Source organism: Mesorhizobium sp. B2-4-18 (assembly GCF_006441385.1).
Lineage (GTDB): Bacteria > Pseudomonadota > Alphaproteobacteria > Rhizobiales > Rhizobiaceae > Mesorhizobium > Mesorhizobium australicum.
The window spans coordinates 173,101-186,135 of the sequence record NZ_VFUW01000002.1 but is presented as its reverse complement, the minus strand read 5'-3'; the positions used below and the strand labels follow the sequence as shown (position 1 = coordinate 186,135).

The window sequence follows — 13,035 nt, the reverse complement described above, 5'->3', positions numbered from 1 at the left end:
GGGCGATATAGCCGTCCAACGACGTCAGCATGGAATAGACAATCCTGGCCATCGGCACCTCCGCCTCAAGCGACGCAGACACCATAACCAATTGCGTTTGGCAATCAGTTTGCCCTGAGGCCAATACAACTTGAGGAAATGGTCTAGGCGAGAACCGTCTGCAGCCGCGTCAGTTCGCCGATCTGCGCCATCGTCGCCTGGTAGCCGAGCTGGATCGCCTCGTCGGCCCGGTGAAATTCGGTGAGGCCGATATGGCTGAGCTTGGGCTGCAGCGACATGTCGGGCGGATCGCCGGCAAGTCTCGCCCGCGAAATACGGTCCTGGATGATGTTGAAGGCTTCGACCATCACGCCGGTGATGCCCAAACGCGTCTGGTGCGATTGGTGTTGGGCGTCGACCTGGCCGGGCCTTGGCGCATCCTTTTCGATAACCAGCTCGCCGGCGCTGTGCTTGATCACGGCGGCGCGGCCGAACAGGTCGTAGTGGAGGTTGACCGCCACGACGAGCGGCTGCTCGTAGGCGCGGCAGACCGAAACGGGCACCGGGTTGACCAGCGCTCCGTCCACCAGCACGCGGCCGTTGCAATCGACAGGCTCGAACACGCCAGGCAGCGCGTAGGACGCGCGCATGGCGGTGATCAGCGATCCGCTCGACAGCCAGATCTCGTGGCCGGTGCGGATTTCCGACGCGACGCAGACAAATGGCTTGGGCAGATCGTCGAAGCGGATGCCGGCCACGTGCTCGCGCAGGCGCGCGTCCAGCTTCATCCCGCCGAAGAGGCCGCTGCCGCGCAGGTTGAGATCGAGCAGGCCGAAGATACGTCGTCTGGTGAGGCTGCGGGCGAACTCTTCCAGCTCATCCAGTTTGCCGGCGAGATAACAGCCACCGACCAGGGCGCCGATCGAGGTGCCGGCGATCATCGAGACTTCGATGCCGGCTTCATCGAGCGCGCGCAGCACGCCGATATGGGCCCAGCCTCTGGCGCAACCGCCGCCGAGCGCGAGCGAAATACCTGTTTTCTTGGGGGAGGTTGTTTCGGATGCGCCGCCTGCCGAGGAAAGGCCGTTGGCCTCCCTGACATCTGGTCTGTTACGCAATGACGCCCATTCGAGCATCATGATCTCCCTTGTCCCAGGCTAGTATACGGACGGGCCGTATCGAAATGATGAATCTATGTGGTCGGTGTCAGGCAGAAGGTTCAAGCTGATGGCTTCCGATACGTGTTTTCCGCATCGAACAGCGGCTTGCTGCCGTCGTCGGCAAGCGTCCCCTTGCCGTCGATCAGCCCCACCGTCCGATAAAAGCATGAACGCCGGCCGGTGTGACAGGTTGCGTCGTGGCCCAACACTTTCACGCGAAGCCACACCGCATCCTGGTCACAATCCGTGAGTATCTCGACGACATGCTGGAAATTGCCCGAGGTTTCGCCCTTCTTCCAGAGCGTGTTGCGCGAGCGCGACCAGTAATGGGCAATGCCTGTTTCCAGCGTCAGAGCCAGCGCCCGTGCATTCATATGCGCGACCATCAGCAGCATGCCGTCGGCGGCATCGGTGACGACGACGGTGACAAGACCGGCGGCATCGAAGCGCGGCGAAAACACCGCGCCTTCCTCCAAGGCTTTCTTGTCCGAGGGAGCTTCCGGAAATTCCAGTGCCGACATTGCCGGTCTATCTTCCTATTGACCGCGACGTCGGCAAAGGGCTTACGCCCTGCCGCCGCGCACCATGGTGACAAAACGAACCTGCTCTTCGGGCGTATCCTTGAAGACGCCCGTGAAGGTGGAGGTCAGCGTTGTGGAACCTTGCTTACGGATGCCGCGCATGGCCATGCACATGTGCTCGGCCTCGATCATGACGGCAACGCCGCGCGGGTTGAGCACGTCCTGGATGACGCCGGCAATCTGGGCGGTCAGGGCTTCCTGCGTCTGCAGCCGATGGGCAAAGATATCGACGACGCGCGCGATCTTGGACAGGCCGACGACCTTGCCGTCGGGCAGGTAGCCGACATGCGCCTTGCCGATGATCGGCACCATGTGATGTTCGCAATGCGAATGGAACTGGATGTCCTTGACGATGACCAGGTCGTCGTAGCCGGCGACCTCCTCGAAAGTACGGCCAAGCTCCTCGGCCGGGCACATGTCGTAGCCGCCGAACATTTCGCGATAGGCCTTGGTCACGCGCTTGGGCGTGTCGATCAAACCCTCGCGATCCGGATTGTCGCCGGTCCAGCGCAGCAAGGTGCGTACGGCGGCCTCGACTTCGGCCTCGCTCGGGCGGTCGGTGACCGGCTTTTCCATATAGGCGGACTGGGGCATTAGTTTCTTGATGACGGCATCCATAAAAGGCGTCTCCCGTAGTTCCTCTCTGAGGAGGAACGAGTTGAACGGACCACGACCTTTCGGTGTCGGAAACTCGCCCCGTTTCCAGCCCCGTAAGCGGCGTGAACTTCCCGGCAAGGACAGTGGCGTTCGCCGCCTTGTCGATACCGGACTGCCAGCATTATATATGGTCGTGCCGAGCGAATGAAAGACGCAACAACGGCAATCGCTGTTCGCTTGGCGGCGACGGATTGGAAAATAATGATCAACGACGTCTACAACGCGAAAATTCTCGGTTTTGCCGGAAATATCGCCCGCATCGGCCGGCTCGATCATCCCGACGCGACCGCGAAGGCGCATTCCAAGCTGTGCGGGTCGACCGTTACCGTCGACCTCAAGATGGAGGACGGCGTGGTCACCGACTTCGCCCACGACGTGAAGGCCTGCGCGCTCGGCCAGGCATCGTCCTCGATCATGGCGCAACATGTCGTCGGCGCCAGCGCCGAGGAATTGCGCGCGGTGCGCGAGACCATGCTGAAGATGCTGAAGGAGAACGGCGCGCCGCCGGAAGGCCGCTTCGCCGACCTCGGCTATCTGGAGCCGGTGCGCGACTACAAGGCGCGTCATGCGTCGACCATGCTGACTTTCGACGCCGTGGTCGACGCCATCGGCCAGATCGAGAAGAAGCGCGCCGACGAAGCGGCCTGAGAGTGGTCTTCGACCTTACGGTGAGCGGATCCCGCCAGAGCGGTCGTTCATGCCATGGCTTGGTGTTCGCCGGTACTCTTGCCGCTTCACTTGTGTCGGCCGGTGGCTCAAGCGGGGCGGAACCAGCAGTCCAGCGCGATATCGGCGACTATCTCATGAGGGCCGTCCAGCCCTGCTGGAACGTGCCCGCAAATGCCACAAGTACTGCACGCGTCCGGATCAGCCTGAACAAGGACGGATCGCTCGCCGGCCCGCCAAAAATCGTCGGCCCCGTGACATCGGCAAGGCATAAGGCCGAAGCCGCCATTCGCGCGATCACGCGTTGCGCGCCGTTTCCCGGGCTGGCGTCCTACGGCGCCGACTATGATTTGTGGCGCGACATCGTCGTCACATTCTACCCAGCAGTCGACCCGGCGGCGGGACATCCGTCCGTGGACATCGACGACCTCGATAAACTTCTCGGAAAATACAAGAAGGTAAAGTAGCCGGCTCCGGCCAGCGCACGGCTCAGGCCGGAGCTTTCAGCGCCCGCCTGCTTTCGATGAATTCGCTTCTTAGCCAGTCGGCGAAGGCCGCAGCCGGTTCGGAGAGACTGCGCAAACTCCTGGCCACCAGCCAATAGGCCCCGGATGCGACATCGATGTCGAACGGTTTGACCAGTGCCCCGGTCTCCAATTCTTCTCCAATCTGCAGGAGATCGCCCAGCGCCACGCCGTGGCCGAGCAGCGCGGCCTGCTTGGAGAGTGAGGCGTCCGCAAGCATCGGCCCGCGCGTGGGCATGGCGTTGGCGGGTACGCCCGCCGCCTCGAACCAGCGCGTCCAACCCTGGCGGTTTTCCTCGTGCAAAAGCGTGAAGCGAGCAAGATCGGCCGGCTTCCCGAGGGCTGGGCCCGATGAAAGCAGCGCCGGCGACAGAACCGGCGAATCGACTGTCGAGGCCAGCCGCTCGGCTTCGCTGCGGGGCCATGACGTCGCGTTCGAGCTGAAACGTAAGGCAAGTTCGGGCTGGTCGCTGCGGAACTCGATCAGCCTTGGGTCCACTTCGAGGGAGACGTCGATATCGGGCCGCAACTGGCGAAACCGGTTGAGCCGGGGTACCAGCCAGACGGATGCAATCGACGGCTCGACGCTGACACGAACCACGGCCTGCGCGGGAACCGCGACCAGTTCCGAGAGTAGTTTTTCGATGTCGTCGAAACTTCTGACCAGTTGAGCAAGCAGCCGACGGCCTGCATCCGTCAGTTCGACGCGGCGATGGTGCCGTTCGAAAAGCGGTTGGCGCAGGAAGGTTTCGAGTTCGCGGATCTGCCGGCTGATCGCCGCCTGCGAGACGAAAAGCTCCTCGGCGGCGTTGCTGAAGCTCAAATGCCGCCCAGCCGCCTCGAAGCTCCTCAACGCCGTCAGGGGCAAGCGTCCACGCTTCATTTCGCATAACCCAAGATTATCCGAAACGGAAATTATACTCGTTTGAAGGCGAAGGCCAGCGGCGGTCTAATCGTCTTCAAGGAGATGCCGCCATGATGCAGTTGCTTGAGATCCTTGGCGACGTCATACGGATCGCGACGTTCCAATGGCGCGACGAAAGACGCGCTACAAGGCATCACGAAGAACGGTCTCATCCTGGCCGCTGGGCGCCGCCAGCCGACCGACGGCCATTTCGCCGTTCCCGCCCGTGACCGCACGGCGATCGGGATTGCGTTCTCCGGTGCAAGCGCACATCTATCAGCTGGAAAACGCGGAGATCGCAGTGGGCGACCAGCACAGGCATGCGCATACAGCCGGAGCGTCGAGGCGCGGCCGCAACTGGCCCGGCCCCTGGCGCAAGACGCCGGGCCGCTTGCTCGGCACCTCGCTCGTGCGGCTTTACCAATTGACGCTGTCCGGCTTTGTCGGCAATTCCTGCCGCCATCTGCCGACCTGTTCGGAATACGCGCATGAGGCGATCGCCCGCCATGGCCTTTGGGCCGGCGGCTGGATGGGGTTGTTCCGCGTGCTGCGCTGCGGTCCGTTCGGCACGCACGGCGTCGATCTCGTGCCGCAGGCGCTGGCATCCCGCTACGTCTGGTTCATGCCATGGCGGTACTGGCGGATTGGTCGCAAGCGCGGCGAAGCGCAGAGCTAGGGTGGCTGGTCGCGCCGCGCTGTTTACGCTCCGGTAGGGTTAACGCAAGCTTGCACAACAACTGCGCATTTGAGACAAAATCGAGACAAGAGACCTCGCTAAGCCCGCTCGCGAACCCCCTTCTGGAGCGAGCAGAAAATGCGCAATGTCGATCGTCTTCCCTTTATCATGGCTGGTGTCCTGTTCCTGCTCGCCTGGCTGCTGGGATTTCCGATGCGCGCGCAGTCCGCGCCGCTCGCGGACGTGCAGTGCACGCTGATCGCCGATGCCCAGAGCGGCAAGACGCTTTACCAGGACGGTATCTGCGACCAGCGCTTCAGCCCGGCCTCCACGTTCAAGGTGCCGCTTTCGCTGATCGGCTACGACGCAGGCATCCTTGCCGATGAACATACCCCGGCATGGGACTACAAGCCTGAGTTCAACGCGGTGAAACGCGACCAGAAAACCGTCGATCCGACGATCTGGGAACGTGATTCCATCATCTGGTTCTCGCGCGAGATCACCCGCAGGCTCGGACCTCAGAAATTTGCCGGCTATGTATCGAAGTTCAACTACGGCAATGGTGACGTTTCCGGCAATCCTGGCAGGGATGACGGGCTCACCCATTCCTGGGTTAACTCCTCGCTCAAGATCACGCCAGTCGAACAGGTTGCCTTCCTGCGGCAACTGCTGGCCGGCACAATGCCGGTGTCGGCCAAGGCGCATGAAATGACACGCGCCATCATGCCGAACTTCAAGGCTGGGGACTGGGCCGTTCAGGGCAAGACCGGCACGACCGGAGTCGGCGCGGGCGGCAAGGACAAGCGCTCGCTCGGATGGTTTGTCGGCTGGGCTGGGAAAGACGGCCGCCAGATCGTGTTCGCCCGGCTCGTCGTCGATACGAAACGCACCGACTTGCCGAAGGGGTTGGCGACACGGGCCGCGTTCCTGAAGGATCTGCCACAGCTGATTAAGTGAGCCGGGCTTTACGGCGGCGGCATCTGCTCATAAAAGACTGCCGCCGCCGACACATCCGGCACCCTGGCAGGTCGCAGCCCCGAACCGCTGATGATCTGCATTTACCACCCGCGCTCGTTTGCGGGACTGGATAGGAGAACCATATGCTGAATTCCGTTTCCCTGACATTTCCCGATGGCTCCGTCCGCGACTACGACGCGGCGATGACCGGTGCGGGTCTCGCCGAATCGATCTCGAAGTCGCTGGCCAAGAAGGCCGTGGCCTATGCCATTGATGGCACGGTGCGCGACCTCAGTGATCCCCTGGGCAAATCCGGCAAGGTGGAGATCATCACCCGCGACGATCCGCGCGCGCTGGAACTCATCCGCCATGACACCGCGCACGTGCTGGCGGAAGCCGTGCAAGAGATATGGCCGGGAACGCAGGTGACCATCGGACCGGTGATCGAGAACGGATTTTATTACGACTTTGCCCGCAACGAGCCGTTCACCCCGGACGATTTCCCGGTGATCGAGAAGAAAATGCGCGAGATCATCGCGCGCAACAAGCCGTTCACCAAGGAGGTCTGGTCGCGCGACAAGGCAAAAAAGGTCTTTGCCGACAAGGGCGAGCGCTACAAGCTCGAACTGATCGATGCCATTCCCGAGGACCAGGATCTCAAGATCTATGCGCAGGGCGACTGGTTCGATCTCTGCCGCGGTCCGCACATGGCCTCGACCGGCCAGATCGGCAACGCCTTCAAGCTGATGAAGGTGGCCGGCGCCTATTGGCGCGGCGATTCCAACAATCCGATGCTGACGCGCATCTACGGCACGGCCTGGGCCGACCAGGCGCAGCTCGAAGCCTACCAAACGATGCTGGAAGAGGCCGAGAAGCGCGACCACCGCAAGCTCGGCCGCGAAATGGACCTTTTCCATTTCCAGGAAGAGGGGCCGGGCGTGGTCTTCTGGCACGCCAAGGGCTGGAAGATGTTCCAGAACCTGGTCAACTACATGCGGCGCCGGCTCGACGAGCAGGGCTACCAGGAGGTCAACGCCCCGCAGGTGCTCGACAAGAGCCTGTGGGAGACGTCAGGCCACTGGGGCTGGTACCGCGACGCCATGTTCAAGGTGACGGTCGCCGGCGATGAAACCGACGATGACCGCATCTTTGCGCTGAAGCCGATGAACTGCCCGGGCCACGTGCAGATTTTCAAACATGGGCTGAAATCCTATCGCGACCTGCCGGTGAAGCTGGCGGAGTTCGGCAATGTGCATCGCTACGAGCCGTCGGGCGCGCTGCACGGGCTGATGCGCGTGCGCGGCTTCACGCAAGACGATGCGCATATCTTCTGCACCGAGGAACAGCTGGCGGCCGAGTGCCTGCGCATCAATGACCTGATCCTGTCGACCTATGCCGATTTCGGTTTCGACGAAATCAGCGTCAAACTGTCGACGCGGCCCGAAAAGCGCGTCGGCACGGACGAGGCCTGGGATCATGCCGAGGCGATCATGGGCGGCGTGCTGGAGACGATCAGGACAAGGTCCGGCAATCGGATCAAGACCTCGATCAATCCGGGCGAGGGCGCCTTCTACGGGCCGAAGTTCGAATATGTGTTGAAGGATGCCATCGGCCGCGAATGGCAATGCGGGACGACGCAGGTCGACTTCAACCTGCCGGAGCGTTTTGGCGCCTTCTACATCGGCTCGGATTCGGAAAAGAAGCAGCCGGTCATGGTGCACCGCGCCATATGCGGTTCGATGGAGCGTTTCCTCGGCATCCTGATCGAGAACTATTCCGGCCATTTCCCGCTATGGTTCGCGCCGCTGCAGGTGGTGGTGGCGACGATCACTTCGGACGCCGACAGCTATGCGACCGAGGTCGTGGCAAAGCTGAAGGCCGCCGGGCTGTTGGCGGAAGCCGATCTGCGCAACGAGAAGATCAACTACAAGGTCCGTGAGCACAGCCTGGCCAAGGTGCCGGTCATCCTCGTCTGCGGCAAGCGCGAGGCGGAGGAGCAGACGGTCAACATCCGCCGGCTCGGCTCGCGCGATCAGGAATCGCTTGGTCTTGCCGAAGCAATCGAACGGCTGACCGAAGAAGCGATCACGCCTGATCGCCGACGCAAGCGCGCTGCTTGAATCGGAGTGTTTTTCGATCGAATGGCGGTGGAGCGATCCACCGCCATTTTCATATCCCTGTCACGGCAACGTTGTAACGAGCCCCTATGCTCAAGCTGAAATCGCGCGAACGACCGTTCCCAGAGCTTTCCTACGCCAATCCGCACCAGCCGGCGCTGGCGCGCTGGTTCATCCATTCGGTCGAAGGCCTGTCGGGCCGCGATCGCTTTGCCGCGCTTTATGATTTCTGGCGCCGCCAGGTGGTGCCGACGGGCGAGCGTGTGTTCAGCCGCATGCTGGACCTCATCGACGTGGGCGTGCGAATTCCCGACCAATGGCCGCCCGCGCAATTGCCCGACACGCCACTGGTGATCGTCGCCAACCATCCCTTCGGCATCGGCGACGGCATTGCCGTGCTATCGCTGGCAGAGCAACTCGGCCGGCCTTTCCGGGTGATGATCCACAAGGACCTGCTCAGGATCCGCGAGATGGAGCCCTATTCGCTGCCGATCGACTTTTCCGAGACCAAGGACGCGGTGAAGAACAACATGGCGGTGCGCCATGAGGCGGTCCGGCTGCTCAGGGAAGGTGTCACCATTGTGGTGTTTCCGGCCGGCGGTGTCGCCACTGCGCCCAAGGGTTTTGGCCGCGCGCGCGACCTGCCGTGGAAGATGTTTCCGGCCCGTCTCGTCCAAGAGGCCAAGGCATCGGTCATCCCCATGCATTTCTCCGGCCAGAACGGCAGGCTTTTCCATCTGGTCAGCGGGCCGATGAACATGGCCGAGCGCGACGGGCGGGTGGCCAAATTCGTCGGCAAGGCCTCGCTGACCTTGCGCACCTCGCTGCTCATTCGTGAATTCGCGCGGCTGTCCGGCAGGGCGATCGACGTGCGCGTCGGCAACGTGCTGAGCTGGAGCGAACTGGAGCCGCTGCGCGATCGCAAAACGTTGCTCGACCGTCTCTATCGCGGTGTATTCGATCTGGCGCCGAGCCTGCCGCGCCGTCGCATTCCGTTCCTCCCGGCGCGAACCAAGCTCGCCGCCTGAAGGCTAATCGGCGCCTTCCTCGGGATCCATCGCCGCTGCTTCGGTGGCGAGAACCTCGATTTCCTGGTTCTGCCCGCCAACGACCGTGAAATCCTTCTGGTAGATGCGGTCGCGGTTCTTGGCGATGATGGTGTAGTCGCCTTCGGCCAGCACCATCGAGGCGAAGGCGCCGACGGTTTCCTTGATCGGATCGCCGGATTCGTTGAGCAGCGACCACGAGGTGTCGGCAATCGCTTCGCCGCCCGTCTCGCGTACCAGCTTCATGGTGATTTCAGCGGCGTGATGCTCGACGGTGGCTTCCGTCAGCTTGCCCGCCTCGACGCGGATGTCGGATCGGATGACGGCGTTGACCGCGCCGTAAGTCGAGACGACATGATAGATGCCGGCATTGAGCCGCACGACGCTGTTGGGTTCGACATCGGGAATGATCAGCGCGCGGTCGCCATTGGCCTCGGCGGTGCCCTCATAGATCGAAAAGCGCAGTTTCTTCGGCGGTATGCGCACGCCGCCGGACAGAACCGCGTCCAGCTTCAGGCCGCCGGCATCGAGCACGAGGCTTTCTCGCTTGGCTTCCTTGCCGACGGTGATGCGCTTGGTGGCGCCGGCGCGGCCATAGGAAGCGTGGACCAGGTAACTGCCGGGCTCGAGCTGGAAGACGGCGCTGCCGCCATGGGAGGAGGCGACCATCGGCAATTTGCCGTTCACCGCTTCGGGCTTGAAGACACGCCAGACGAGTCCACGGGTGATGTCGGTGCCCTTGTCGGTCAACTGGGCCGAGAGCGTGATGGCGCCACCGCCGCCAAGCGCCAGCGGGGTCTCGCTCTTCGGCGTTGCATAGCTCGAAATTCCGGGAAGTTTCAGGTCGCCGACGCCGTCCTTTTCCTGCGCGACAGCCATGGAGACCGGCAGCAGGAACAGCGCGGCGCAGAGCCGAACCAGGAAAAGACGCAGTCGCCCCTCAAACATGCCTTGCGTTGAAGCCCATGGCGGTGGCAATTTCAAGGCTTAAGAGTCCGATCCGGGACTCTTCAGCCCGGCGTTTGCGCGCCTTTGCCCGAGCCGCCCGAATTCCCGATGGTGCGCTTCAGCTCAAAACAGAGTGTTTTAGGAGACTTGCGCCCATGGCGTCGCCGATCATCGACTTTCTATTGACCCGAAATTCAGCGCCGATACCCGACCTCAGGGAACCGGCGCCCAGCGACGCCGATATCGCCACGATGATCACCGCCGCCACACGCGTGCCCGACCATGGACGGCTCGAACCCTGGCGCTTCATCCTTTATCGCGGCGAAGCCCGCATCGAGATCGGCAAAAAACTAGCGGCCTTGGCCGAACAGCGCGAGGGGCCGTTGCCGGAAGGCCGTCGCAACCAGGAACTGGCGCGGTTCTCGCGCGCGCCGCTGGTGATCGGTGTCGTATCCATTCCGAGGGAGAACCCAAAAATCCCGCAATGGGAGATGTTCCTGTCCGGAGGCATGGCGGCGATGAACCTGATGATCGCGGCCACTGCGCTGGGCTACGGCACGAACATGATCAGCAACTGGTATTCCGACGTGCCGGAGGGCAGGGCGATTCTCGGACTGGCGCCGCAGGAGCGCGTCGTCGGTTTCGTCCATATCGGCTCCTACGCCGGTCCGGCGCCGGAGCGGCCACGGCCCGATCCGGCCAAGCTCTACACCGATTACGCCGGACCTTGGGCGGGCTGAATGTTCTACGAGCCGTCCAAGGGGCATGGCCTGCCGCACGATCCTTCGAAGGCGATCGTCGCGCCGCGCCCGATCGGCTGGATATCGACGCTGAACCAGGCCGGCGAGTTCAATCTGGCGCCATACTCCTTCTTCAACGCCTTTTCGACGCGACCTTTCATTGTCTGGTTTTCCTCGGAGGGTGAGAAGGACAGCGCCTCGTTTGCCCAGGAAACCGGCGAGTTCGTCGCCAATCTGGTCAGCCGCGATCTTGCGGACAAGATGAACTACACATCCGTCGACGCACCGCGTGGCGTCAACGAGTTCATCTATGCCGATCTCGCCATGGCGCCCTCGCGTCTCGTCAAGCCGCCGCGCGTGGCGGCTGCACCAGCGGCGCTCGAATGCCGGGTGACGGAAGTGTTTCGCCCGAAGGCGCTGGACGGATCACCGACGAGTGCCTTTGTCGTCGCCGGTGAGGTGATCGGCGTTCACATCGACGATGCTTTCCTGAAAGACGGCCTGTTCGACATCACCAAGGCCGGCAATGTCGCGCGTCTCGGTTACATGGATTACGCCAGCGTCGACGAGGTCTTTTCGATGCGGCGGCCACGCTGGGGCAAGGAGTAGCCGTCAGGCGGATATCCCGGCCGCTTTCGCGCGGGCCAGAAGGCGTTCGGCCAGCCGCAGATGCGGACGGTCGAACATCTTGCCGTCGATGCCGACGACGCCCGGATTTCCGGCCGCATCGAAGGCCGCCACGATAGCCGCCGATTGTCTCACCGCCTCGGCAGAGGGCGTGAAGGCGGTGTTGATGACGGGCACCTGATCGGGGTGGATCGCCATTTTGCCGGTGAAACCGTCACGCTCGGCGTCGGCACATTCCGCGGCGAAGGCCGCCATGTCGCGAAAGCCGGGAAATACGGTGTCGATCGCGGCGACTTCCGCGGCTCCGGCCGCGAGAATGGTCGTCAGGCGGGCGTGACGGAAGAGATCGGTGTAGCGGCCGTGCTCGTCGCGGGCAGAGCGTGCGCCGATCGCCGCCGACAGATCTTCCGCACCCCAGGTGAGACCGGCGAGCCGTGCGCTTGTCCCTGCATAGGTGGCGGCTGCGAGCACGCCCGCCGGAGTTTCGGTGATGATCGGCAGGATTTTTATCGACCCGTCGGGCAGGCCGTTTTCGGCTTCCCAAACCCTGAGCTTGGCCGCGAGCTGCTGCACATCCTGGCCGCTGTTCGATTTAGGCAGCATGATGCCGTCCGGCCTTGCCGGAACGAGCTTGGCAAGATCATCGTCCGTCATTCCGGTCGAGAGGTCGTTGACCCTGATATAAAGCGCCGAGTTGGTTTGCCCCCTGCGTTCGAGGATAAAGCGCGCCGCGATCTCGCGCGCCCGCGCCTTGTTCTGCGGCGCCACGGAGTCCTCGAGATCGACGATGACCACGTCGGCGCCGGCGCCAAATCCCTTCTCCAGCTTCCGTTCGGAATCGCCTGGAACGAACAGCAGCGAGCGCATCAGTCTGCCTTCTTCAGCATCATCGCTTGCCTGATGCATTTCGCGACCAGATCGCCATGCTGGTTGTAGGCGCGGTGCTCGAATTCGACAATGCCGCGATCGGGCTTCGACCTGGATTCGCGCACCGAGACGACAGATGTTTCGACGCGGATGGTGTCGCCGTGGAAGACCGGGTGAGGAAACACGGTTTCCTTCATGCCCAGATTGGCGACCGTCGTGCCGACCGTGATGTCGTTGACCGAAATGCCGATCATCAGGCCGAGCGTGAACAGCGAGTTGACCAGCGGCTTGCCCCATTCGCTCCTGGCGGCGAAGTCGAAGTCGATATGCAGCGGCTGCGGGTTCAGCGTCATCACCGAAAACAGCATGTTGTCGCTCTCGGTCACAGTCTTGCGCAGCGTGTGCTGGAAGACATGGCCGACGACAAACTCCTCCAGATATAGCCCAGCCATCTTCCGCCTCCTGCGCTGTCTGACGGTTGATAGGCGCTGCTTCAGGCGCTCGCAAGCCAGTTAATGAACATGGTGAACCGTTCGTAAACCATTTCTGCCTACCCTTCTCACGGGGCCGGAAACCTTCCGGCATG

At 62.6% G+C, this 13,035-nt stretch carries 15 protein-coding genes; 8 read left to right on the top strand and 7 right to left on the bottom strand.

From position 1 onward, the window contains the following. Positions 1 to 143: 143 nt before the first annotated feature. From FJ527_RS04405 to folE, 3 genes are all read right to left on the bottom strand, one after another. The gene (locus FJ527_RS04405) at positions 144 to 1,115 is read right to left on the bottom strand and encodes a patatin family protein (protein ID WP_015317575.1); all 972 of its coding nucleotides are present in this window, start codon (positions 1,113 to 1,115) and stop codon (positions 144 to 146) included. Positions 1,116 to 1,198: 83 nt separating this feature from the next. After that, positions 1,199 to 1,660, bottom strand: a complete 462-nt coding sequence (gene hisI, locus FJ527_RS04400; RefSeq protein WP_140821894.1) for a phosphoribosyl-AMP cyclohydrolase — start codon at positions 1,658 to 1,660, stop codon at positions 1,199 to 1,201. A 42-nt stretch (positions 1,661 to 1,702) separates the two neighbouring features. Further along, on the bottom strand, positions 1,703 to 2,338 hold the full coding sequence (gene folE / locus FJ527_RS04395; protein ID WP_015317577.1) for a GTP cyclohydrolase I FolE: 636 nt from the start codon (positions 2,336 to 2,338) through the stop codon (positions 1,703 to 1,705). A 240-nt stretch (positions 2,339 to 2,578) separates the two neighbouring features. On the opposite strand from folE, the gene FJ527_RS04390 reads away from it, so the two are divergent. Beyond that, positions 2,579 to 3,025 carry an iron-sulfur cluster assembly scaffold protein gene (locus FJ527_RS04390; RefSeq protein WP_015317578.1) on the top strand — a complete coding sequence of 149 codons (447 nt, stop codon included), beginning with the start codon at positions 2,579 to 2,581 and terminating at the stop codon, positions 3,023 to 3,025. 2 nt (positions 3,026 to 3,027) lie between these two features. After that, positions 3,028 to 3,510: a cell envelope integrity protein TolA gene (locus tag FJ527_RS04385; RefSeq protein WP_140821892.1), complete on the top strand. Its 483-nt coding sequence runs from the start codon at positions 3,028 to 3,030 to the stop codon at positions 3,508 to 3,510. Positions 3,511 to 3,532: 22 nt separating this feature from the next. Here FJ527_RS04385 and FJ527_RS04380 read toward each other — a convergent pair whose 3' ends face one another. After that, entirely contained in the window at positions 3,533 to 4,450 is a 918-nt protein-coding gene (locus FJ527_RS04380) for a LysR substrate-binding domain-containing protein (protein WP_140821890.1), read from the bottom strand. 322 nt (positions 4,451 to 4,772) lie between these two features. On the opposite strand from FJ527_RS04380, the gene yidD reads away from it, so the two are divergent. The 4 genes from yidD (at position 4,773) to FJ527_RS04360 (ending at position 9,249) form a co-directional block, all read left to right on the top strand. Further along, complete coding sequence (yidD, locus tag FJ527_RS04375) at positions 4,773 to 5,147, top strand: membrane protein insertion efficiency factor YidD (RefSeq protein WP_140822384.1); 375 nt, start codon at positions 4,773 to 4,775, stop codon at positions 5,145 to 5,147. Between the two features lie 138 nt (positions 5,148 to 5,285). Beyond that, positions 5,286 to 6,104: a class D beta-lactamase gene (gene blaOXA / locus FJ527_RS04370; protein ID WP_140821887.1), complete on the top strand. Its 819-nt coding sequence runs from the start codon at positions 5,286 to 5,288 to the stop codon at positions 6,102 to 6,104. Between the two features lie 143 nt (positions 6,105 to 6,247). Next, the gene (thrS, locus tag FJ527_RS04365) at positions 6,248 to 8,224 is read left to right on the top strand and encodes a threonine--tRNA ligase (RefSeq protein WP_140723641.1); all 1,977 of its coding nucleotides are present in this window, start codon (positions 6,248 to 6,250) and stop codon (positions 8,222 to 8,224) included. A gap of 86 nt (positions 8,225 to 8,310) precedes the next feature. Continuing rightward, entirely contained in the window at positions 8,311 to 9,249 is a 939-nt protein-coding gene (locus FJ527_RS04360; RefSeq protein WP_015317583.1) for a GNAT family N-acetyltransferase, read from the top strand. Positions 9,250 to 9,252: 3 nt separating this feature from the next. Here the strand turns inward: FJ527_RS04360 and FJ527_RS04355 are convergent, their stop codons facing one another. Next, positions 9,253 to 10,215: a hypothetical protein gene (locus FJ527_RS04355; RefSeq protein ID WP_140616135.1), complete on the bottom strand. Its 963-nt coding sequence runs from the start codon at positions 10,213 to 10,215 to the stop codon at positions 9,253 to 9,255. 155 nt (positions 10,216 to 10,370) lie between these two features. Between FJ527_RS04355 and FJ527_RS04350 the strand changes: the two genes are divergently transcribed. Together FJ527_RS04350 and FJ527_RS04345 are read left to right on the top strand one after the other, a co-directional pair. Then, positions 10,371 to 10,955 carry a nitroreductase gene (locus tag FJ527_RS04350; RefSeq protein WP_140821885.1) on the top strand — a complete coding sequence of 195 codons (585 nt, stop codon included), beginning with the start codon at positions 10,371 to 10,373 and terminating at the stop codon, positions 10,953 to 10,955. Beyond that, positions 10,956 to 11,564 carry a flavin reductase family protein gene (locus tag FJ527_RS04345; protein ID WP_140821883.1) on the top strand — a complete coding sequence of 203 codons (609 nt, stop codon included), beginning with the start codon at positions 10,956 to 10,958 and terminating at the stop codon, positions 11,562 to 11,564. 3 nt (positions 11,565 to 11,567) lie between these two features. Here the strand turns inward: FJ527_RS04345 and FJ527_RS04340 are convergent, their stop codons facing one another. Together FJ527_RS04340 and FJ527_RS04335 are read right to left on the bottom strand one after the other, a co-directional pair. Further along, positions 11,568 to 12,449, bottom strand: a complete 882-nt coding sequence (locus FJ527_RS04340; protein ID WP_140821881.1) for a CoA ester lyase — start codon at positions 12,447 to 12,449, stop codon at positions 11,568 to 11,570. Next, entirely contained in the window at positions 12,449 to 12,901 is a 453-nt protein-coding gene (locus FJ527_RS04335; RefSeq protein WP_140791008.1) for a MaoC family dehydratase, read from the bottom strand. Before FJ527_RS04335 ends, FJ527_RS04340 begins: the two co-directional genes overlap by 1 nt. Positions 12,902 to 13,035: the final 134 nt, after the last annotated feature.

What these genes read in the sequence shown, in the direction of transcription:
- FJ527_RS04405 (WP_015317575.1), bottom strand. Translation starts at nt 1,115, where the DNA reads ATGCTCGAATGGGCGTCATTGCGTAACAGACCAGATGTCAGGGAGGCC.
- hisI (WP_140821894.1), bottom strand. Translation starts at nt 1,660, where the DNA reads ATGTCGGCACTGGAATTTCCGGAAGCTCCCTCGGACAAGAAAGCCTTG.
- folE (WP_015317577.1), bottom strand. Translation starts at nt 2,338, where the DNA reads ATGGATGCCGTCATCAAGAAACTAATGCCCCAGTCCGCCTATATGGAA.
- FJ527_RS04390 (WP_015317578.1), top strand. Translation starts at nt 2,579, where the DNA reads ATGATCAACGACGTCTACAACGCGAAAATTCTCGGTTTTGCCGGAAAT.
- FJ527_RS04380 (WP_140821890.1), bottom strand. Translation starts at nt 4,450, where the DNA reads ATGAAGCGTGGACGCTTGCCCCTGACGGCGTTGAGGAGCTTCGAGGCG.
- blaOXA (WP_140821887.1), top strand. Translation starts at nt 5,286, where the DNA reads ATGCGCAATGTCGATCGTCTTCCCTTTATCATGGCTGGTGTCCTGTTC.
- thrS (WP_140723641.1), top strand. Translation starts at nt 6,248, where the DNA reads ATGCTGAATTCCGTTTCCCTGACATTTCCCGATGGCTCCGTCCGCGAC.
- FJ527_RS04360 (WP_015317583.1), top strand. Translation starts at nt 8,311, where the DNA reads ATGCTCAAGCTGAAATCGCGCGAACGACCGTTCCCAGAGCTTTCCTAC.
- FJ527_RS04355 (WP_140616135.1), bottom strand. Translation starts at nt 10,215, where the DNA reads ATGTTTGAGGGGCGACTGCGTCTTTTCCTGGTTCGGCTCTGCGCCGCG.
- FJ527_RS04350 (WP_140821885.1), top strand. Translation starts at nt 10,371, where the DNA reads ATGGCGTCGCCGATCATCGACTTTCTATTGACCCGAAATTCAGCGCCG.
- FJ527_RS04345 (WP_140821883.1), top strand. Translation starts at nt 10,956, where the DNA reads ATGTTCTACGAGCCGTCCAAGGGGCATGGCCTGCCGCACGATCCTTCG.
- FJ527_RS04340 (WP_140821881.1), bottom strand. Translation starts at nt 12,449, where the DNA reads ATGCGCTCGCTGCTGTTCGTTCCAGGCGATTCCGAACGGAAGCTGGAG.
- FJ527_RS04335 (WP_140791008.1), bottom strand. Translation starts at nt 12,901, where the DNA reads ATGGCTGGGCTATATCTGGAGGAGTTTGTCGTCGGCCATGTCTTCCAG.